The 22016-nt window shown below is 61.0% G+C and carries 17 protein-coding genes; 11 read left to right on the plus strand and 6 right to left on the minus strand.

Translation table 11 applies throughout. The features are described from left to right. Nucleotides 1-49: 49 nt before the first annotated feature. The gene (locus tag SH292x_RS00920; RefSeq protein ID WP_442483692.1) at nucleotides 50-1444 is read left to right on the plus strand and encodes a DUF1501 domain-containing protein; all 1395 of its coding nucleotides are present in this window, start codon (nucleotides 50-52) and stop codon (nucleotides 1442-1444) included. A gap of 253 nt (nucleotides 1445-1697) precedes the next feature. Continuing rightward, nucleotides 1698-2063: a DUF1622 domain-containing protein gene (locus tag SH292x_RS00925; RefSeq protein WP_442483693.1), complete on the plus strand. Its 366-nt coding sequence runs from the start codon at nucleotides 1698-1700 to the stop codon at nucleotides 2061-2063. A 295-nt stretch (nucleotides 2064-2358) separates the two neighbouring features. On the opposite strand, the gene SH292x_RS00930 is transcribed toward SH292x_RS00925, so the two are convergent. Both SH292x_RS00930 and tcmP read right to left on the minus strand, forming a co-directional pair. Next, nucleotides 2359-3159 carry a DUF4261 domain-containing protein gene (locus SH292x_RS00930; RefSeq protein WP_442483694.1) on the minus strand — a complete coding sequence of 267 codons (801 nt, stop codon included), beginning with the start codon at nucleotides 3157-3159 and terminating at the stop codon, nucleotides 2359-2361. Nucleotides 3160-3725: 566 nt separating this feature from the next. Beyond that, nucleotides 3726-4874, minus strand: coding sequence for a three-Cys-motif partner protein TcmP (gene tcmP, locus SH292x_RS00935; protein ID WP_442483695.1), 1149 nt, complete (start codon nucleotides 4872-4874; stop codon nucleotides 3726-3728). A gap of 171 nt (nucleotides 4875-5045) precedes the next feature. Here tcmP and SH292x_RS00940 point away from each other — a divergent pair, with 171 nt between their 5' ends. Further along, nucleotides 5046-5867 carry a DUF5131 family protein gene (locus SH292x_RS00940; protein ID WP_442483696.1) on the plus strand — a complete coding sequence of 274 codons (822 nt, stop codon included), beginning with the start codon at nucleotides 5046-5048 and terminating at the stop codon, nucleotides 5865-5867. A 528-nt stretch (nucleotides 5868-6395) separates the two neighbouring features. Beyond that, a complete protein-coding gene (locus SH292x_RS00945; protein ID WP_442483697.1) occupies nucleotides 6396-6962 on the plus strand; it encodes a DUF1579 domain-containing protein in 567 nt (188 codons plus the stop codon). 23 nt (nucleotides 6963-6985) lie between these two features. On the opposite strand, the gene SH292x_RS00950 is transcribed toward SH292x_RS00945, so the two are convergent. From SH292x_RS00950 to SH292x_RS00965, 4 genes are all read right to left on the minus strand, one after another. Further along, on the minus strand, nucleotides 6986-9439 hold the full coding sequence (locus SH292x_RS00950; protein WP_442483698.1) for a hypothetical protein: 2454 nt from the start codon (nucleotides 9437-9439) through the stop codon (nucleotides 6986-6988). Nucleotides 9440-9574: 135 nt separating this feature from the next. Beyond that, nucleotides 9575-11896: a carboxypeptidase regulatory-like domain-containing protein gene (locus tag SH292x_RS00955; RefSeq protein WP_442483699.1), complete on the minus strand. Its 2322-nt coding sequence runs from the start codon at nucleotides 11894-11896 to the stop codon at nucleotides 9575-9577. Beyond that, entirely contained in the window at nucleotides 11893-13161 is a 1269-nt protein-coding gene (locus SH292x_RS00960) for a hypothetical protein (RefSeq protein ID WP_442483700.1), read from the minus strand. Before SH292x_RS00960 ends, SH292x_RS00955 begins: the two co-directional genes overlap by 4 nt. Before the next feature lie 152 nt (nucleotides 13162-13313). Continuing rightward, entirely contained in the window at nucleotides 13314-15554 is a 2241-nt protein-coding gene (locus tag SH292x_RS00965; protein WP_442483701.1) for a penicillin acylase family protein, read from the minus strand. Between the two features lie 268 nt (nucleotides 15555-15822). Here SH292x_RS00965 and SH292x_RS00970 point away from each other — a divergent pair, with 268 nt between their 5' ends. From SH292x_RS00970 to SH292x_RS01000, 7 genes are all read left to right on the plus strand, one after another. After that, on the plus strand, nucleotides 15823-17004 hold the full coding sequence (locus SH292x_RS00970) for a GspE/PulE family protein (protein ID WP_442483702.1): 1182 nt from the start codon (nucleotides 15823-15825) through the stop codon (nucleotides 17002-17004). Between the two features lie 95 nt (nucleotides 17005-17099). Continuing rightward, on the plus strand, nucleotides 17100-18197 hold the full coding sequence (locus SH292x_RS00975; RefSeq protein WP_442483703.1) for a type II secretion system F family protein: 1098 nt from the start codon (nucleotides 17100-17102) through the stop codon (nucleotides 18195-18197). 4 nt (nucleotides 18198-18201) lie between these two features. Beyond that, a complete protein-coding gene (locus SH292x_RS00980; protein ID WP_442483704.1) occupies nucleotides 18202-19218 on the plus strand; it encodes a type II secretion system F family protein in 1017 nt (338 codons plus the stop codon). Nucleotides 19219-19312: 94 nt separating this feature from the next. Further along, nucleotides 19313-20575, plus strand: coding sequence for a type II secretion system F family protein (locus tag SH292x_RS00985; RefSeq protein ID WP_442483705.1), 1263 nt, complete (start codon nucleotides 19313-19315; stop codon nucleotides 20573-20575). Next, entirely contained in the window at nucleotides 20572-21045 is a 474-nt protein-coding gene (locus SH292x_RS00990; RefSeq protein ID WP_442483706.1) for a hypothetical protein, read from the plus strand. The genes SH292x_RS00985 and SH292x_RS00990 overlap by 4 nt, the downstream gene beginning before the upstream one ends. After that, nucleotides 21042-21515 (plus strand): PulJ/GspJ family protein, encoded by a 474-nt coding sequence (locus SH292x_RS00995; protein WP_442483707.1) that lies wholly within the window; start codon nucleotides 21042-21044, stop codon nucleotides 21513-21515. The genes SH292x_RS00990 and SH292x_RS00995 overlap by 4 nt, the downstream gene beginning before the upstream one ends. Continuing rightward, nucleotides 21512-21889, plus strand: coding sequence for a hypothetical protein (locus SH292x_RS01000; protein WP_442483708.1), 378 nt, complete (start codon nucleotides 21512-21514; stop codon nucleotides 21887-21889). The genes SH292x_RS00995 and SH292x_RS01000 overlap by 4 nt, the downstream gene beginning before the upstream one ends. Nucleotides 21890-22016 lie beyond the last annotated feature (127 nt).

Here is a 22016-nt window from a genome sequence, read left to right on the forward strand (position 1 = left end):
CCTCGGAGAGGTCTCCCACAAGTTCATCAGATACTCCGAGTCTTTCCCTATGCATTGCAACCGCTTTCAAAGTCGTCCGCTCACACGCCGCGAGATGCTCGCCCGCTGCGCCTGTGGATTTGGCAGCGTCGCCCTGGCTGGCCTCGCCCAGGCCACCGCGCCGCAGTCACCCGGTTACCGCGCGAAGGCCAAGAGCGTCATCTTCCTCTACATGGACGGCGGCGTGTCGCAGGTCGATAGCTTCGACCCCAAGCCCGCACTCGCTCGCTACGATGGCCAGCCTTTTAACGCGAAGATCGAACCGACGCAGTTCGACAACGTCGGCACCACGCTCGCCTCGCCCTGGAAGTTCCGCCGATACGGCGAGTGCGGCCTCGAAGTCAGCGATTTGTTTCCCCACATCGGACGCAACGCCGACAAGCTCGCCGTCATGCGCGGCGTCGTCAGCGACTTCTCCGAGCACAACACGGCCAACTACTTTCTCCACACCGGCTTCGGCCAAGCCGGCCGGCCCAGCATGGGGGCGTGGCTCAGCTACGGGCTGGGCTGCGAATCGAACGAACTCCCCACATTCGTCGTCCTCAACGGCGGTCTTGTTCCGAGTGGTGGTGCCGACAACTTCGCCGCCGGGTTCCTTCCTGCGCTACACCAAGCGACGATGTTCAAGCCGCAGGCGCTCCCAGTTGCCAACCTCGACGGCCCCGCGGGCATCTCCCCCGAGCGAACCCACAAGATGCGTTCGCTACTGGCTTCGCTCGATGCCGGTGTCGCCGAGCGCTACGCCCACGACGACGCCATCGAGAGCGCGATCTCCAACTACGAACTCGCCTACCGCATGCAGCTCGCGGTGCCCGACGTCGCCTCGATCGACGACGAGCCCGAGTACATTCAGAGGCTCTACGGCGTCGACCATCCGTTCGAAGCCACTCGCGTTTTCGCACGCGAGTGCTTGCTCGCTCGCCGACTCATCGAACGTGGTGTGCGGTTCATCGAGATGACCTGCCCCAACATCGATGGCTGCGATCGCTGGGACGCCCACAGCAACTTGGTCGAGAACCATTCGAAGAACGCGCTGGCCACCGACCAACCGATCGGCGCGCTCCTCCAGGACCTCGACGCCCGTGGCATGCTCGACGACACGCTGGTGGTCTGGGCCGGCGAGTTCGGCCGCACGCCGTTCGCGCAAGGCACCGAAGGTCGCGACCACAACCCGTTTGGCTACACCGTCTGGATGGCGGGGGGCGGCGTGCGTGGTGGCACCATCTACGGCGCGACCGACGACTTCGGCTACCGCGTGGTCGACGGCCGCGTCACCATTCACGACCTGCACGCCACGATGCTCCACCAACTCGGCATCGACCACACGAAGCTCACCTACCGCTTCGGCGGCCGCGACATGCGCCTCACCGACGTCCACGGCGAGTTGATCACCGCCATCTTGTAGCGCGTTATCCGTAGGCCGCGCGCACGTAGGCCGCGATCAAGCTCCGCGCCGATCCGGCGCTTCACGGCATCCATCTGTGCCGAATCCGCCTTGAAATCGCGCAATTCCCCAGCAAAAAATTGCCCCTCGCGCCCGCCCCAGTGCGAGCTACACTTTACCGCCCTCCAATATAGAACCACTGTGGGAGGGCTCTGGAGAGCCCGATGGCCCCTCGCAGAGTTGCATTCTCCAGCCCTCCAACCCACCCGCACTCATGATGCCAACCTTCAAGGACGTCGTCGAAACCGTTGGCATGACCATCGACGCGGCTGGCGTCGTGGTGATCCTCGTCGGCCTGATCGTCGCGGTGACGCGTTACGCCATGCTCGGCTGGCGTTCGCCCAACGGCTACCGCCAACTCCGCCTCGACCTGGGCCGCGGGATTTTGCTTGGGCTCGAGTTCCTGGTCGCCGCCGACATCATCCGCACGGTCGCCGTCACGCCGACCCTGCAAGGCGTGCTGATCCTTGGCCTCATCGTCCTCATTCGAACGTTCCTGAGCATGGCCCTCGAAGTCGAACTCGAAGGCCGCTGGCCCTGGCAAGCGAAGAAGACAGAAGTCACTCCCCAAGCAGAGTAATGCGGCCATCTAAGAAGACGAGCTCGCTTCTCTAATAGCCGACGAGCTACGCCTCGTCGGACAAACCCTAGCAGCGTACGCAACTCGCAATTCGCTTAGCCCACGGAACGAATAGGACGCGGACGACACGGATTCAACTAGATTCGCGCGGACAACTCGTCGAGCTACTAACGAGGGTATGGGCCTACTGAACCATCAGCCGCAGGGCGCTAGCCCCCGGTTTTGAAATTGCTTTCTCCTCATGTCTCGCATCCGTGTTTCATCCGTGCCCATCCGTGGCTAACAACTTCACCGCCTACCCCCGCCCAAACCAACCCCTCTTCTTTTTCTTACTCGAATAATCCAGCCGCATCACTTGCCCTTCGTGCCCAAATGGAGAAGGACCGAAGATCACCGTGATGCGTTCGTTCGCGTCTTCGCCCACCGTGTGACCATCTTCAATCACGGGGCCATTCGTGATCAGGTAGTCCGCAATGCTCATCAGCCGTTCGCGAAGGTCGCCCGGCGGATCGGTCGCGTTTTCGGTGATCAATTCCATCGGTCCGAGCTTATGGAGCCCTTGGGTAAAGCCGAACGATAGCCCGCTGTCGTGATCCACCGGCCCCACGCGGAAATCGACCCACAACAGGAAGGGGGTCTCGTGGGGCAGCATGCCTTTCGCCATGTCGACGAACAATTCGCGACGAATCAGCATCCCCGCGTCTCCCCAGTACACGCCGAGCGACCCCTCGGTCGTGGCGAGCACCGACGCCGTGACCTGCGTCAGAAGCTTTCGAACCTCAATCGGTCCCGAGTCGTCACCAGATTGGCCAACCGTGACGATCAAGTGCCCCTTCATCGTCGTCAGCTCGCTTCGCGACTCAGGCCACAAATAACTCGTCGAGATCGGCCCTTCGAGATCGCCCCGCGGAATGGGCGCCGGCATCAGTCCGATCACCACGAAGTAGCCGTCGTGATCGAACGCCAGCGACCCATCCTTCTTCTCAATCTCGGGCTCCCCCATCACGTTGTCCCAAGTCGCAAAGTGCGCGGCGAGCTTCGACCGCGACAACTTCGCCCCACCCGCGAGCGGCACCATACAAAAGGCAATCGACACCGTAGCACCCCCAACGAGAAAAGAACCCACAGCACTTCGCCACAGTTTACCGACCCGACGAAGTTCAGATCAAGCGAAAGGAGAACCAGCCCCATAGGGGTCCAATACGACAGCCCAGGGCAAGCAAAGCGATGCACGAGCAAAGCGCCACCCTGGGTTTGGGATGTCATCCTAAATGCGGTCGAGGAGCGATACCCCATCAGCCGGAGCGCGACCGAGACCGCAACGGGGCCGCGTCCATTTACCCCGAAGGGGTTCCGTCCGTCAGCCTAGGGTTGCCCCCATGCGAGGTCCACGAGCAGCGGGGCTACCCTAGGTAGTCGTCACCCCCCAACGCCTCGCACCACCAGCGCCACCGCCTCCCCCTAAACCATGACCACATCCTCCCGCGTCACGCCTAGCCCCGAAGGGGCGCAATACGACAGCCCAGGGCAAGCGCCGCGAGGAACGAGCAAAGCGCCGCCCTGGGTTTGGGATGTCATCCTAAATGCGGTCGAGGAGCGATGAGCTATTAGCCGGAGCGCAGCTGAGACCGCAATGGAAGCCGCATATGATTTTGCGTAGGGTCAACTAGGAATGCGCAGTTCCGTTTCATCATTTATTCGAGTCTTGCCTGTCGCGCTTTCGAGCTTAGCCGACCGAAGCAGATCGGCAATCGCCCCGTTGATCTGTTTTGTGTTGTATTTGCAGAAGTAGCTACTCAGGAACTGGATTCGCAAATCTTTCCTTCGAATAAGTCCTTGGTCTTCTACAATCTCCAGCAGGGTCTTACGCAGCCACGGAGCGTCGACCACTTCCGCCGCAGGAGTCATATCAAACAGCGTGCCACTTTGAAATTGCGACTCGAGAAACTCCAGCCTCGCTTTACACATCGCCTCATTCATCAACTCAAGGCCATCTGCGTTACGCGTTCCGAAGATAAGCATGTACTTGGGGGTTTGATGCGTGTACTTGGATTTAACGGGATAGTAGCAGACGTACTTAAACGAGGCTTGCATCAACCGCGTGTATTCGGTGATGAATCTATCTAGCTTCTCAGCAAATGACAGCGTGTTATCATCGGCTATCCCTCTCCAGTAGGTACCTCCGGCAATAGAGTTTAGGATTGCAATCTCTACGCGTTCCTCTGGGTCGTCTGCTTGATAATCAGATTCTTCGCCTATCGCGTCGGATGGCAGCGGATCTATGCGTTTCAATGCTGCCAGAGCCCATCGCATGAACGTTGCCACGTTGAAGTTCATCAACACTTCGACGCTTGCCCGCGAACGCTGAATTTCCTCGTAGACGGCCTTTAGGTCATCATAGACGAGTGCCTTCACTGTGTATGGATCAAGGTAGAGAAACAACGTCTCAGTCTTTGCTCGATCAGCCAGATCCCGGACGTGCTCTTCAAATCGGCCATGCTTAAGCGTTGCAAACTCATTCGAAGAAACCAAAACCTCGGCCAGTACATCGAAGTTACTCTTATCAGCCTCGATGAATTCCCCCACAACTTGGCATCCGTCATTTCGCCAATGTCGTATTGCTTCACTTATGATGACGGGAGAACCAGGCTCCCCATCACCAAACCGACCTCGTCCGGCAATACAGTCAACGATCCTCACCTGCCTGCGAAGTTGTGATACTTTGGGGATGTAAGGATGAAGGTAGTACTCCAGGATCGCGTCCTTGTAGCGAGACCATAAACGCTTTCGGTCAAAAAACTGCGAATCCACGGAAACTCCCCCTGAGCTTGTGTAAGTTGAATCGAGCAGTCCCGCCGGTCCAATGGTGCTCGTTTAACTGACGAAAATTGTTATAGTCAGTATGGACGTACGGATAGTATAATTCCAGCGTGCGGGTATGTGGCCCAGGGATGCGGCTTTTTTAAATGAGGAACATCGAGCATGGCCCAGGATTCAAAAATTGGCTGGACGGATCACACGCACAACTTCTGGTGGGGGTGTCACAAAGTCAGTGAAGAGTGCCGTCACTGCTACATCGCGGGCATCATGCGCCGGGGCGGTTACGAACCATTTCACGGGCCGATGAGAACCAAGAACTGGAATAATCCGACCCGATGGCAAAGGGAGGCCGATCGCCTAGGTAAGCGATTCAGGGTGTTTACATGCTCTATGTCCGACTTCTTCCACCCCGAAGCTGATCAGTGGCGACCCGACGCGTGGAGAGTTATTCGGGGTTGCACCAGTCTGGACTGGCTAATACTTACCAAGCGACCCGAGCTAATTCTAGAACGACTGCCCGAGGATTGGGGGACTGGCTATCCAAACGTTTGGCTAGGAGTAACGGCAGGATGTAAAAAATCACTCCAGCGGGTAGAGGTTCTGAGTTCGGTACCGGCCGCCGTCCGTTTCATCTCGGCAGAACCGTTGCTCGAGAGGCTGGATCTCCGGCAGAATCTCCAAAATATCGATTGGGTGATCACTGGGTGCGAGCGTGCAAAAAAAGGCGTTCGCCGCCTCATGGAACTCGATTGGGTTCGAGACATCGACAACCAGTGCGTTTCTGCCGGTGTTCCTCACTTTTTCAAGCAGTACTATCAAGACGACTCGGGGGTGCCGAAGGAGGACGGACTGCTGGATGGCGTTCGTCGGCAAGAATGGCCGGAGTCTGCTGCTTACGATCACTCAATCATCGGGACCCGCAAGCCACGAATCGAGAACCGCGGCCGTCCCGGCAGCTCGACGCGTCGCCTCCAACTTACTTAACAACATGGCGAGCCGATTCCGGGTGCGGTTGTATCGCCAATTTTTTCCCTCCCCCTGAAACTCCCACCACCTCCCCGAGGTACTTAAACTACAACCCTAAATCACTCCCTCCCGGCTCTCCCCAACTGTCGATGCCCCTCGTGCAAACTCCTCAAAAACCACTAACTACAAACCCCTCCCACCCCATCAAAAACGCGTAATGTCGCACCTGCGGTTTCTCCCTGCGACTTTATTTTTTCCCGCTCTTCTCCCGCCCTCGTCGCAAAGTCACTGGGGGCAACGACTTGGGGCTATCGGACCCACGGCCGCGAAAAGAATAATGTCGCACCCAATGAAATCTTGTCGAAATCGCGACATCTCGAACGGCTACTCTCTGGCAGCGGAAAGAATTTCGAAAATCTTTCCCAAGGTGTCTTGAAAGTAGCCGCGGGCACGTTCTAATGCGTGGACACGCGTGCATATAACGAATCGATGCTCCTTTAACTCACTTTTCAACTAACTCACTTTTCAACAGTCGGGGAACCTCACATGATCACTCGCAAACAACGTACTCTGCTTCTCGCCTTGGGTCTCGTGGCCACGCTCGCCATCCCTTCGGTCCAGGCCCAAGATTTTCCTAAGCCAACCAAGGAGCACGAGTGGCTCGCCAAGTTCGTTGGCGAATGGGAAAGCAGCAGCAACGCACCCGCCATGCCTGGGGGCGAAGAGATGGAGTGCTCGGGCACGGCTACTTATCGCATGCTCGGTGGCTTTTGGGTGATCGGCGAGATGAAGGGCGACGCGGGGGGCATGAACATGGACGCGGTCCAGACCATCGGCTACGACCCTGAGCAGAAAGCCTACGTCGGCACCTGGGTCGACTCGATTACGGGCCTTATGTGGAAGTACAAGGGCTCGGTCGACAAGTCGGGCAACAAGATTTCGCTCGAAGCCGAGGGGCCGAACTTCATGACCGGCAAGGGAACCGCCATGTTCCGTGACTCCTACGAATTCGACGGCCCCGACCACATCATCGCCCGCTCCGAAATGCAGGGCGAAGACGGTAAGTGGATCGAATTCATGAAGGGCGACATGCGTCGCGTCAAGAAAGACTAAGCATCGATGACGGGCGCTACCCGTCACTCCTGGATCGGGCCGAACTTCAGATGATGCGTCCTCCCCGGTTCGGTAGTGAACTCGAAGGGGAAAGGGTGCGACTCGCCCATCATGCCGCCGGTTTCGTGCTCCTTCCAAATCGTCCGTCGCGCGGTGACCTTCATTCCCGAAGGCACCGCGAGGCGTTCGGCCTTGGCGCTGGCCTCGCCCGGCGAACCCATCGAGAGATGGAAGTACGCTGGCGTACCACCGGTGGGAGTGACGTTGATGTCGAGCGACACGGTTATCTCCCCGAGCTTTTTGTTCTGGACGATCTCGGCGGTCACTCGCGACCACGGTGCCAGGCGGAGATCACTGCCGTCGGTCATCGCCGCGGCGAGTGCCGAACCCTCGGGGGCGAGGGCAAGAACGTTGGCTCGCGTGGCGGGGAAGTCGAACTGGAAATTGCCCTCCTTGTCCGTTCGTTTGACGATGTGCTCTTCGGGGCTTTGGATTTCGCCTTCCGTCAGATAGATCGATTGATGACCACCAAAACGTGAACTGGAAGGAGCGGGAATGAACAACACCACTTGAGCATCTGCCACGGGCTTGCCGTCGGCATCCACCACACGACCACGCACGGGCTTCTCCGCCCCCGGCGGCCACGGATCGCCAACCTGCAGCGAGTCATAACGCTCCGCGGCTTGGTTCAGGATCAGCCCTTGCTCCTGAACGGGAACGGTGGTCATGTCGGTGAGCATCTTGCTCCAATTGCGCGCCTCCTCGGTCCGCAACTCATCGTCATACACGGCGTGCGTCCGCGAGTACGCCACCGAACCAATGTCGCCACCCTTGGAGCCGGCTCGCTTTTCGAGCTCCTCGGCGAGCTGCGCCCAGTCCATGGCGCGACCTTCGAAGATGAGGACGTTCTTTGCAACGATCAGTTGCGACTCCGTCTGGTCGGGCGATTTGGGCGGACGACGTTTGTCTTCGGGCGTCGGGGATTTGGTTTCCGTGATGTTCGCGAGTTTATTTACGTCCGGCATCCGCAGGACGAGCGGCCTTTCAGAAACCACTTCCGCAGGGAGCTGATACATCCTTCCTACCGATAGTACAAACTTGGTAATGGACTGATTTTCCGCAACCTGCAATTTGAACTTGCCATCCTTTTCCGTGCGACCATACCCAACTTGCATCTCGCCATCCATCGCGCCAATTATCCCCTCGACGACAGGCTCGCCCTCGGCATCGACCAACTGGCCTTCCACAAACTGTGCTTGGCGAAGTTCGAGGGGCGGAAGCTCGACCGGCGACGAATCCAGTGCAACTTCTACCATCTCGTTAGACCCGGGCACACGAATCCACGACTCGAACTGCTTCGGCATCGAAACCAACTGCTGACGAACACGACCCGGCAGCACCCGGGCTTCGAACTTCCCTTCTTCATCGGTTGTCACGCTTTCGCTTTGACGCCAAGTTCCATGACTGACTATTACAAACGCACCGCCAACCGGTTTGTCCGCTCCGCGCGCCACCACTTGTCCGCGGACGATCGCCGTTGGCGAGTAGGGCACGTTGAGAGTGGTCGTTTCGTTGGCGCGGATCACCACTTCGTCGGGCAACTGCGGTCGGAGCGTCGCTCCTTCGGGCACTCGGGCGTGCAAGGCATAGAGGCCTTCGGCCAAGTGGTCGATGCGGAAGCGGCCCTCGCTGTCCGTCGTCCCCACGCCCGTTCCTTCAGCGGAACCAGGTCCGTGGTGACCTGTTGTGTACACGCTGACTCGGGTGTTGGCGACCGCCGACTTATCGTCGCACTCCAGTTGGCCCTCCAAAGTTCCTGCGTCGAGCATCGCGAGTTGGACGGGCAAGTCGCCTGTGAATTGCTCCGCGGCAACGGCGAACACCTGCGTGCCGAGCGATGGCGACAGCACTTCGTAATTCCGCGCCAGCTTTGGTGTGAGTCCATGAACCGTCGCAACTCCCGAAGCATCCGTAGTGCCGGCGATGCGATCGAGAATGGCGTCGGGCGGAATGTGGCCCGATTGCCAATGATGAGGCCGCACGCGACACTCCGCGATGGGCGTACCGGCCACGTTGGTCACTTTAAACTTGCAGGGCTGCTCGGGCGCGAGCTTCACTCGCAGCGGTTCGCCGGTTCCCTTGTCCAATTGCTCGTAGGCCCAGACGCTCCCCACCGCGAGCTTGGGAGCGTGTACCCACAGCGTGCGATCGGCGTAGAACGCTCCTCGCTCCAACCACTTGGTGGGAACAGCGAGCTCGAATTCTCCCCGGTCGTTGGTCGTCCCTTCGACCTTCCAAGCGTCGTCGCCCAGACCAAGTCGCAGCGAGAGAACCAGCATCGCATCGGCGACCGGTTTGTCGTTCTCGTCGACCACGGTGCCGCAGAGCAAATGCTCGCTCGACTCCTCCGCCTGAACCAGAGACGTTGCCAGAAGCCCGAGCACCAACAACACGCAGCCAACGAGTCTCGCCGCCATCACGCCACCCTCCTCGATGCAGGAATGAAGAGCCGATGCCGTGATTCTAGAGGGGCGCCCCGCTCGGTGCAATCAAGACGAACGTGCGAGCAGTGTGGAAATAGGTCATGTCAAATGGCGAGCGAATCGCGGGGCTTAGTTCGCGGGTTTGTCGAGATCCTCGGGTTCTTCCGTGAGCGTGGGGTCGAGAACGATGCGAATCGCATCATCGTTCATCTCGGTTTTGACGCGGGCCGGATACGGAATGGTCCCACCGGCGGGATTCGACTTGTAGGCCATGAGCGACAGCGGTTCGTCGGGCAATTGAATCAACCGAAATCGGCCGTGGGCATCGGTTGTGACCCAAGAGCTTGCTCCGTTTTGGCGACTTGGAAGATGGCGCCCCGAGGCCAGTTGTGCACTCACCGTGATGCCCTCAACAGGATTGCCATCGGGGTCGACCACGACTCCAGCGAGAGTCTGTCCATTGCGTTTAAATTCGGCGTCGGGGAGCTCGATGGTGCTGCCATTCTCGACTTCGACCGTGCGGCTGTAAGGCATCGAGTATTGCCAATCGCGGACCTCGGCGTCGGCTCGGGGCTCGATGGTCAGATAGTAGCGATCGCCTTTTTCAAGGCCGTTGAATTGAAACTTGCCCTCGGCGTCGGATTTCGTCTCGCCCGCCAATCGAAAACGAACTCCCTCTTCTCCTTCTACGGCGGGAGGAGAACGATGCAGTTCGATCTTCACCCCCGCCACCGGCTCGCCTGCTTGAACCACGCGTCCCTTGAGCGACGTGGCAGAAGTGATCGTGAGATCGACGGTCTTGGTGAGCGTTTCGTTCCACGGCTGATCTTCGGATGCGGGGACGACTTGCTCGCTGCCTCCAGCCTGGGACCAAGTCGAAATGATGATGGGGCCGAACGGCGGAATTCCTGCGACGCGGTAGCGACCTTCCTCATCCGTGGTGGTCTCCCATTGGTGATAACCTCTTTGCTGCATCGCGACGACATGGGCTGCGGCGATAGGGGTACCCTGCTGGTCGACCACGGTCCCTTCCACCACAAGACCACGCCCGAGCTTCAGCACCACCTCTTCCGTTGGGCTATCGGGACCGACGGTGACCGTGGGGAACTCGACCTCGATCTCCGTACCACGGAGCATCGAGAACGTCGGGGCGAGATAACCATGAACTTCATGGCGAATCGCGAAAGTATACTCACCATCGGTCACTGGCAGCTCGAAGCGTCCATCCTTTCCGGATACGCCTGCCGAACCTGTTGCGCGAGGCAGGCTCTTGTCTTCAACACTGTCTTTGCTCTGATGTCTCGTCGCAACGTAGACGCCCGGCACGGGTTCGCCCGTGTCGCTGTCGACGACGCGACCTTGGATGCTTCGCGAGGCGGGCAGTCGAAATTCAACGACCTGTCCGTCGCCGGGCTGGATATCGATTTCCTGGGCGAACCCGATCGCGGGGTGCAGCGGATCGCTGCCGAAGTACACAGTATGCACGCCCGGCTTGTTGACGATCAGCGTGGCGAGGCCTTCGGAGTTCACCGCACTCGAACCGCCGTAGTGCTGCTCGGGGTCTATGGCTTGAAGGCCACCGTGTACAACAGGTTTGCCGTCGGCGTCGAGTACTTTGGCCGTGATGTACGGCTGGCGAGAAACGGTGAGACGGATCGGCGAGCGATGGATGGCCACCGTTTCGCGCCCGCCGGAGGTGGTGCGCATGACGTCCGCACCGTCTTTGGCGGTGTCGACGACGAAGAAGCTGCGATGGCCGGTGGGACTCTGCAATCGAACCGAAACTCGATAGTCCTCGGGAAGGTTTGGAAGAGCGAATTCCCCGTCACGAATCGGGGCGGCAAACTCAATCTCGGAACGAATAAGATTCATGTCGCCCGGTGCTCGGAGGAAGCCATCCATGCTGTCCTTGGACTTGGTGAAACCGCTGACCTTCAACTCGCCGTCGGCGATCGGGGTTCCGTCCGCGTCGACGGCCACGCCGGTTACTTCGACCTGCTTTTGCAGTTGAAGTTCGACTTGGGTGTCCTCCAGTTGATCGATGTCTTGCCAAGCGAGACCCAAGCCCGGGGCCCACGCGAGCACCTGCGCGCCCGGCTCGCCCTTACGAAGTTGCGCGATCGATTCGACAAGTCTTGGGGGAATGGCGATGTTCTCCAGTGCGAACTCGCCCAGTTGGTTCGTTGTGGTGCGTGCGAGGACGTCGCGGCAGTGTTCCATGCCGCCGGCGTACTGGATTCCACCAAGGTTTGCTCGCAGCACGACCGTGGCCCCGGTGAGTGGCTTGCCGGCGGCGTCGGTGATGACGCCACGGGTGGTGATCGCCGGCGTTCCGCTGGCGGGTTCGCAGGTGACGGTCACCGGCATGAGTTCGGCGGATTTGGCCGCGGCGAGCGACACGCACAGGCCAGCCGCGATCAATGTGAATACTGCAAGTCGAGGTGCGATCATTTGGATTCTCCCTTCGCTTGGACGGGGACTACAAGATCGTCGAGCGACTCGCGAACGCGTATGCCGAACGAGGAGTCGCTGAGCATCTGGTACCGAACCTCTTTCGCGGCCACCACAAGATTGCGATCGCCGACGCGAATCTCGTACGTTTCCGGCGGAAGGCCCTGCATTTCGAACGACCCATCGTCGGCAACTTTCGCACTCACTAGGTCCCAAGCCGGCTCGCGACCAAACGACAGCCGCAAGTTCTCTGGCAGCGGTTCTCCATCGACACGGACCACGCGGCCGCGAATCGAACGGGGCTCGGCCACTTCCAGTTCGCCCAGGTCGCGCGACTGGTCGGTGGCGGGGGCGGTGAAGGTCTTGGTCGTTAGTACGTAGGGACTCTCGGTTCGCTTTGCGTCGCCGGCGAGCGAGTAGATGCAGTATCGCTGATCAGGAGGTAAGTAATGAAACTCAAAACGCCCATCGTCGTCGGTCACGTCCCCCACGGCCGCGATGAAGATGTCGTCGGAAACGCCGCGATCCAACTGGGCGACGGCGATGCTCATGCCAGCGACGGGTTGTCCCTCGTGCGTCAGGCGACCCGTAACGCTGGCACCGGTTCGCATTTCAATCGTTATGGGATCGCCCCCCGGTGGAACGAGATCGAGCTGTTCGCCGCAGTAGCCATCGGCTCGGACTTGCAAATGGATTCCCAAGAAGTCCTCTGGCAGCTGCATCGCGAAGTGGCCCTCGGCGTCGGAGACCGTGGAGGTAACGCCATCGATGCGTCCCCACCAATGCTTATCCGCCGTCTTCGCGCCGTGAGGATCCACGAGCGCCCCGGCGATTGGCGAACCGTTGTGCGTCACGATGCCGGTGACGAGTCGTGCGGGGTCGATGTCGTCGGGCAGCGGCGTCAGTGTGATCGCAACGGGACCTTCGTCGGGGTCGATCAGTTGGGTTTGCGAGGCTTCGTGTCCGGGAAGCGTGCACATCAGTTGAAACTTCAGCATCGGATCCACTTCGGGGATCACGAAATTCCCCTGGTCGTCGGTGGTGCCCACTTTGCCGCAGTCGAGATAGCAACTGGGGCAGAAGATGCCCCGACCGATCTTCGGGGCGGCAATCGTCACATCGACGCGAACCCCCGCCAGCGGCTGGCCATCGGCTCCGACGACGTTGCCCATGATAGAAGGGCGGGAGTCGCCGGTGTCCTCGGCGGCAACATGGCTAGCAGCGACGATCAACAACACGACGAGAAGCAAGCGGACGGCCGGCATGAGTCACCTTCCTTGCGCTGGGATCGAATGGAGGAGGCCGCCTCATGGTAAATACCACGCGGCGGTGGATCCGCGGCAGTGTATCAGAATCGGGGACGACAAGCACGCTTGTTCGCGAATTTATTCGCCCCATGCCCGCGAACCTAGTGCATTCACCCCAACAGGTCCGCGTCTTCCGCGTCGTCTTTGCAGTCGCCGTCGACCGACAGGCATTTGTACTCGCCGGTTTGCCAGCGCTGGAGGTCCGATTGGTACCACCAACTAAACGCGCTCTCGCTCGGTCCGCCGGGGAGGTTGGTCCAGGCGAGGTCGGTCCCCATGTCGGTCACAAAGTGATAGCTGGGGGCGAACGTACTCTCGCGCGTTTTCGTGGTCAGCAAATGGCCTTGGAACGGCGTGGCGTGGCAGCCGGGCATGGCGATCGGCGGCGACTTGAGGCCGAGCAATCGTCCCACGCTGCCGAGATTGATGAAGCGATTGACGAAGTGGAACTCGTTGACCTTCGACCACGGGCGGTCGGGTTCGGACTGGGCACGCTCGGCAGCGCGGCGGATCATTTCGCCCTTGTCGCGATTGCGCCACCAACTGCTGGTGACCTTCCGCAGCGCGCGGTCGCACGCCGTGAGCAGGAACTTCGAGTAACCCATGCGCGTCGACAGGTACAGCATACGACGCCAGCCGATGCCCGCTTCTTGCCCGAAGATTTCGAGCAGGATGTGGCGATAGAAGCTGTTGAACAGCGAGGCGTCGGTGCTCTCGGGATTGTACCGGCAGTCCCACGCGAGCAGCCTTTGCTTGAGCGGGCAGTCGTCGACATGGGCGAGCAACACGGGGAGCAGGTCGCGGGCGTGGGTGCTCAGCACGTCGTACTGAATCGACTGCATGTCGGCGATCGTCGCCTTGGGCATGGCCGTCAGCAGTTCGACGATCCTGCGGAGGCGATAGTCGGAAAGATGACTCGCGTGGAGCGGCGGGCCATCAATGCGGTACTGTTCCTCGTTCGCCGTGGCGACAAAGCCAATCGGCGGATCGTAAGCGTGAGGCAAGAGATGCGCGGGAACTACGCCTCGCCAATGATTCGAAACGTCCCACGCTGCGAGTGGTGTGATGCCCGAGGCGTGCGGCGCCCGTTGAGGCAGCCAACCGCTTGCTTGCAACCCGATGTGCCCTTCGCGATCGGCGAACACCCACACCAGCGACGGGTGGGGCGACTCGCGGACGTGCTCCATCGCGGCTTTCGCACTCGGCATCGAGAACAGGTCGAGCCACGTCGCGACGGCTCGCCCGCTGCCGACGTGACTGCCAATCCACGCGACGCTCATGTAACTGCCAGGCTGTTCGGGCGTGCGAGTCAGCGTGGCGAGATCGTTCTCAAGGATTTCGATCTCCAGCGGCTCCTGTCCTTTGCGCCCAATTTGCTCGCGGCGGAGTTCGAAGTCGTGCCACACCTCGTCGCGGCGATACTGCCAACCGGTGGCGCCGCCGGGGCGACAGTCTTCGATGAAGAAGTCGCTGGTGTCCGCGGCCATGTAAGTGACGCCCCACGACAAATCCTGCGTCCGGCCAACCGCCATCAGGGGACATCCGGGGAGCGTCGCTCCCATGGCGTAGCGCGACTCGCCCGCGTCGGTGGACCAATTGAGAACCGCCTCGTACCAAATGGCAGGGAGGCGATTGACTTCGAGATGCGGATCGCTCGCCAAAAGCGCGCTACCGGTCGCACTTCGCGCGGGGCTTACCGCCCAGGCGTTGCTGCCGGCGAGACGCGGGAGGTCGGCGAGCAGTTCGAGCGCTTCGTCGGAGAGTCGCTTGGTAATATGGATGTCGCGGAGCGGGGCGAAGTCGATGCCGTCGAGGTACGGCGCGAACAGTTCGCGGATCCGTTCGTCCTCGACCCCCAGCTGGATGAGCTCGAGCAGCGTTTGCTCGGCCTCTTGCTCGCCGACGGCAAGGCCCGCGAACGACAGCAAGTTGCCCAGCAGCAAGATCGCGGAGGGTTCCCACGGATGCGGATCGAAACCAGCGACCCACATCGGCAGCGACCGTTTGCCATCGGCGAGGCCATCGTTGACCCCTTCGCAGTACCACAGCAGTTGCTCGAGGATGCGAGGTTCGAGCGCGGCCACTTCGTCGTCGAGGTTCTTGCCGAGGTTCGCCCGGCGGAGAAAGGTGTCCATCTCCACGAGTTCGGGCTTGGCGGCGATGCGCTCGGCGGCGCGGCCAGCGGCAATGCAACGTGCAAAGTAGATTTGCGTCGGGCGGTCGAGCGCATGCAGGTACCCCAGCGCGTAAATCGCCGCCCGCCAGTCCTCGGCCTTCACGTGCGGCACGCCCGCCTCGTCCCGCTGGGCGGTGAACGAGTACCTCGCCTTACGAATAGTGATCGATTCCATCCGGCTAAGTGTAGAGCAACGGGCGAGAAGGTCCAAGATTGCCGGGTGAGGGGGCTTGCAGGCTCGGCGGTGGGCCGACGTGCAATAAGTGGACGAGGTGAAAGCGAAAGGACCCTGGGTCGAGATTCATCCGCAACTTGCGACCGGGTATCATGGGGTCCAAACCGTAGCGGGACTCGCCAGAGTTCTGGCGGCCAGCGAGTGCAGCCCGAAGTCTTGCGACTCGGGCTACCAAATTTCAGTCGAGCGGGCGGGAGCTTTTAGGGCCATGGACACGCAAACCACCACCGACGATGCGCACACGCGTTGGCAGGCGTATCTCGATTCGATGGCCGATGGCGGCGGCTCGGCGGTGGAGTTCGTCGATCGGCTGCTCGCACTCGTAGAGCAATCCCCGGCGAGCGATGTCCATCTCGATCCCACCGAGACCGACCTTCAGCTCCGCTGGCGACTCGATGGCGTGCTTGCTCCGCTTGGTACCGTGCCCAAGTCGCTGGCAACGAACGTGGTGGGGCGGCTCAAGGTGCTCAGTGGACTACTAACTTATGAGACGGCGCTACCTCAGGAAGGGCGGCTGGTGAGCGAGGCGTCGGGGGCCGAGTTTCGCGTTAGCACGTTTCCTACGCTGTTCGGCGAGCGGGCGGTGCTGCGTAGTCTCGGCGCGAGTACCTCGGGACTCGAGACGCTCGCGCAGTTGGGCCTGGCGAAGAACGTGCTCGAACCCCTCCGCGACGCGCTGGCGATGACCACCGGCGCGATCCTCATCGTGGGTCCCGCCGGAAGTGGCAAGACAACAACCGCCTACGCCGCGGTTCGCGAAGTGGTGCAGCGTTCGCGCGGCGGGCGAGCGATTCACTCGCTCGAAGACCCCGTGGAAGTCGTGGTGCCTGGTGTCGCGCAGTCGCAGGTCAGCGCGTCGTCGGGCTTCACCATGAGCACGGCCCTCAAGTCCTTGGTGCGGCAAGATCCCGAAGTGTTGCTGCTGGGCGAGATGCGTGATCGTGCGACGGCCGAGACAACGCTCGAGGCGGCGCTCACGGGAAGCCTGGTGATCACCACGTTCCATGCGGGCAGTTGCCACGAGGCGATTGATCGGCTCGTGGACATGGGCATTCCCGCTTACGCCGTGTCGCACGCCGTGCGGTTGGTAGTGGCTCAGCGTCTGGTGCGGCGGCTTTGCGACTGTGCGCTCGAAGGCGAGGTGAGCCACGACGCGTTGCCGCTGGGGCTCGATGTGTCGCAGTGCATGGGCCCGGCGGGGTGCGAGAAGTGTGCCGGGACCGGTTATCGCGGGCGAGTGCTGCTCGCCGAAGCGACCACCAAGATCGTGCCGCATCAGACGAATACCCTAGTACCCTTCGCTGCGGCGGCCCGAGACTTGGTCGAAACGGGTGCCACCAGCCCGGCGGAGATCGTGCGGACGCTGGGTTGGCGAGCGAGAACGACGTGAGCTCCCGTTTATTGGGGAGACTTATTTATTGCTGAAGACATGGTATTGCTGAAGACGCCGAGCGACAATTCGCTTAGATTACTTTTCTCCATTCGATGCATCGACACCGCGGCTTGATCTTGATGGCCAGCTCCTCTTCCACCAATCTCGAAGACTTCGCCGCGCTCAATGCCGAGCTCGCGGCACTCGTTCGGGCGCGGATTCCGCTGGAGCCGGAGCTTCGGCGGCTGGCGAGTCAGTTGCCTCAAGGTGCTGGTGCGCTCGCCGATCGTTTGGCGTCGCGGATGGAGGGCGGGGCTTCGCTCGCCGAGGCGATGCGAGCCGAGGGAGACAACTTGCCCGAGGTCTATCGCGCGGTGGTCGTGGCGGGATTGGCGAGTGGCGATCCGGCGGGGGCACTCGAAGACGTGGTGGCGAGCGCCCGCCGCGTGGCTTCGCTTCGCCGCACGACCGGCATGGCGCTGTTGGTGCCAATCGCGGTGGTGGTGCTGGCGAGTTTGTTCTTGCTGCTCCTGCTGCGGTTGACGTTCGGCGACATGGAGTGGATTTCGCCTAAGAGGCTCGCTCCGTTTCAGGACTGGATCGACGCCCCGTGGGTGGGGTGGCTGCTGGGTGTGGTGATTCCGGTGCTGGCGATTGTGGTGCCGATCGTCTGGTGGCTTGCATCGTCGCGAGTGAAATCGCAGTCGACATCGCGGTGGTGGCAAATGGGTTGGATTCCCGGTGCGCGTGAGCTTCAGCGACTCAACGCCGCGGCAACCATGAGCGAGCTACTTCGCATGGCGACCAAAGCGGGCTTGCCACTCGACGAATCGATGCGACTGGCCGCGGGATCGGTCGGCAATCGCACCTATCGCCAAGCCTCGCTCGCCCTTGCGGATAAAGTCGCGTCGGGCGTGTCGCTCGCCGGAACACTCGATGCTCGGACCAATACTCTGGTTGAACGATTGCCGCCGCTGGTGCAAGTGGCGCTGCGGCACGAAGGACATCGGGGGATGGTCGTTGCGACGCTCGATCGCGCAGCGAAGTCGTACGCCGCGCGGGCCGACATGCAGCACGAGGCGCTCACGGAGTTTGTACCCGCGGCGATGACAGTGGGAGTCGCGGGAACGGTGGTGGCCGTGTATTCGATTGGGCTGATGTGGTCGTACGTGACCATGCTGCACACCATGGCCGACGCAATGTGGAAGTAGGAACGTGGACGAGCACCCCTTCAACTCGAATGACCACCCGGCCTCCTCGGCCGTGGCGAGCAGCGAGCGTTTGCCGCTGCCGGTGGTGCTCGACGCGCTGGCGACCGACGTGGGGGATCCGCGACTCGACCGGGCGGTGGAGCGAATCAAGGCGTCGCTGGCCAAGGGTTTATCGCTCGACGAAGCGCTCGCTGGAGTCGAGAAGACCGCCCCCGGCTATTTGATCGCGATGCTCCGAGCGGCGACGACTTCCGACGAGCTCGCCACGGTGTGCGATAGCTTTGCGCGGCTTCGCGATTCGTCCGACCGGGCTTGGCGAACGCTGCGTGGGCTCGTGTTCTATCCGCTCGCGATGCTGCTTGCGCTGACGGGAGTGGCGCTGCTCTTGGGTTACGTGATGATGCCGCAGTTCGAGGATATCTTCACCGAGTTTGAACTCGAGCTACCCATGATGACCGAAGGGGCGTTGGCCTTGGGGCACGTCCTGCCATGGGTGTTGATCGCCATTACGCTCGCGTGGGTGTTGTTGACCGTGGCACCGGGGCTGATTGGCATTGGCTATCCGCTGCGGAACGCGCTGCCGCTGGTGGGAAAGCTGTTTAGCAGCATTTCGCACGAGCAGTGGTCGGCGACGCTCGCCAACTTCGTGGCCATGCGGATGCCACTCGCCGGGGCGCTCCGCTACACGGGCGATCTGGTCGACGATCGGCAGCTTGCCCGCGAAACGCATCGCATCGCGAAGCTGGTAGAGCAGGGGACCTCGCCCGCCGAGGCGATGGCCGGCTCGCGGGCTTTTGATCGCAGCTTGACGGCACTCGTGAAGTGGGGCGTCGATCGCTCTCGCTTGGAAAGCACACTCGGGATGGCCGCCGAACTCTACGCCGATCGCCGACAGCAGCGATTAGTGCTACTCCGCCGCATCGTCCCGCCATTGGTGCTAGTGGCGGTGGCGAGTACTACGGTTGTGCTGGCGGCTTCGTTGTTTTTGCCTTTAGTCAAGTTGGTGGAGGGGCTGAGTTGACGAGTTTCCCGTTAGCAAAGCTTAGCGTCGCGTTCCCTCTGCTTTTGTTCCTACTCATCCGTGGCTAGATCCTAAACCGTTCATTTAGATTCTTATGATTTTCCTCGTTCCCCTTGGCCTGATCGTCGCCGGCGTTGCACTTCAGATTGCAACGTCGCTGGTGTACGGCGTGCGCGGGCCTGCTCCGGGGGATTCGACCTATTCAATTCTTCGCATTGTCAGTTGGGTAGGCATCGTTGTTGGGCTGTTGATTTGGACCGTGATGCCGATGGCTGCCCTTCCCATATGCCTATTGCTTTGGGTGATCATCGGCTTTGCTGTTGTCGACACGATTCGTTCGTCGCGCGAGATGCATCGGCGCACCAACGCGAAGCTGCTGGCCATCGCCGAGCGCGCGGGGCAATTGGCAAACGCCGGAGAACTGCTCCGCGAGATGCGTAGCGGCTGGTTTGTCAGCGAAGCGGCATCCGGATTGTCGTACGATTTAGCTCGCGGGACGCCGCTGTACGAGTCGATTGCCCGGCATCGTGGGGCCCTGCCACGAATCGCCCCGGCCTGCGCGGCAGTCGGAACACTCGCGCACGCCGAACCCCAAGCTCTCGACGAAGCGAGTCGACCCGACGATCCGGCACTGGCGTCTGCTTGGCGAAACTGGGGTGACTATCTCGCTTATGGCGTCGCGATGACATTGGCGATGAGCATCCTGCTGACCTTTTTCCTGGTGTTCATCATCCCACAGTTCCATCAGATCTTTATAGAGTTCGACTTGGAGCTGCCCAGCATGACGCGGCTGCTCCTCTCGCTAGCCAGGCTGGGGATCGGCGTTGGGTGGCTCATGATACTGTTGCTTCTCGGTCTTCTGCTCAGCCTGTTCGCGCTGGGCATCATGTATCTGTTTGACCTGCAATTTCTCTCAAGCCTAACCGACCGCGTGTTTCGCCAGGGGCATCTTGCCCATGTGCTGCGGATGGTGGCGATGGGAGTCGAGCATCGTGTCGAGCTGCCGCGGTTGTTCTACGCTTTGTCGGTGACCTATCCCGTGGCGTCGATTCGCAATCGGCTGACCGCGTGCTACACGGATGCCGAGATCGGGCGGTCGCTGCCGGCACTCATGGAAGTGCATGGGCTGGTGACTCAAAGCGAGATGGGGCTGGTGGAAACGGCCATGAAGGTGGGCAACGTGCCGTGGGCTCTGCGGCAGATCGCGGCAAGAAAAGAATCGCAGATGGCCGCGCGGATGACCGTGGCGTCGCGGGTGGCCTATCCGTTGATCGTGCTTGGCATCGGGCTCGTGGTGGCGTTCATCGTGATCGCGCTGTTCGTTCCGATAATCGACCTTGTGAGGGGGCTATCATGAACCTTTGGAGCATCTCCAATGCCCGCCGTCGAGGGGCTTCGATCTTCGAAGTTGCGCTCGCTGCTGCGGCGCTCGGCATGGTGCTGGTGATGATCGCCCAGGCGATGGTGTCGCTGGACCGCGCGCGAAAGGCGACCGACAACCTCGACGTGGCGAGCCGCGAACTGGAGAACAGCCTGAAGTTGTACGCCGCCCGACCTTGGGACGAACTGACAACGGAAACCGCGAATGAATGGCAGCTGACAGAAGAAGTGACCGCGCAGCTTCCAGGAGCGAGAGTCGAAACTTCCGTCGAGCCCGTGGAGAATCCAAACGCCAAGCGAATCACGGTGCGGCTCACGCTCCCCTCGAAGCCCGCGCCTCTGGTGCTGACCACCTGGGTGTTCGAGCCGGCTGGCGAGGACGATGTGCCGGGAGAAAGCGACGCAGAGAGTGAGCCACCGGACGACAACGAGGAGGGTGAGCCATGATAATGCGAGGCGAACGTCGCACTGGTTTTGCGCTTGTCGAGCTACTGGTGGTGGTCACGACGATGGCAGTGCTGATGACGCTAGCCGTGAACCTGATTCACGGACTTTCGTTGTGGAGTAGTCGCACCGAAGACGCGGCGCATCACGCGTTGGCGACGCATCGGCTAGAGGAGCAGCTTCGTCGTGATCTGCACGAGGCAACCAGCGTCACGGTTGCTGGCGAGCGCATGACCATCGCCATGGCTGAGGCGACGAGCGAATGGATGCTCGAAGGGGACGCGTGCGTGATGACTCGCACCGCTGGCGACGAGATTCGCCGCGAGCGATTCGAGCTTGGCAATGGCGACGAGTGGCAAGAAGAGCAAGGGAACGCGATGGTGACGATCTCGATCTGGTCCATCGGCGAACCGAAACGTGAGGTGCTACGAATCACCGAGCGTGCCCCGCGATTGGAAGGAGGGTCGCCATGAAACGACGAGATCGAAGCGGGCTCGCGATGCTGATCGTCATTGCCCTGGTGGCGGTGAGCGCGCTGTTGCTCGCCGGCGTGATGAAGTCGATCGTCACCCATCATCGCCAAACACGGTTGCAACACGAACACCGCCAGTGCCGACTGCTGGCCGACGCGGGCCTCGCGCGAGCCGCGGCGCTGTTGGAAGCGGACACCGAGTACCAAGGCGAGACGTGGTCACTCGCCAAGGACGAAACGGGTTATCGCGATGACGCCCGAGTGGAGATCAAGGTCGAACGAAACGAAGAGGGCGGAGCCACGGAAGTCGTGGCGACCGCAACGATCCCGGCCACCGGAACGCCAAGAGTGACGCACACGGAACGTCGAGATTAGTAAGCACAACGACCAGAAGCATGTCATCCTGAAGGAGCCCAAGCGACTGAAGGATCTACTTTGCCATCCGATTCCCTTATGAACACGAAATGCTGGGGGCTCGTAGAACTCGACCCCAGGCACCCGA

The organism is Aeoliella fuhlenseeensis, from assembly GCF_052161615.1.
GTDB lineage: Bacteria > Planctomycetota > Planctomycetia > Pirellulales > Lacipirellulaceae > Aeoliella.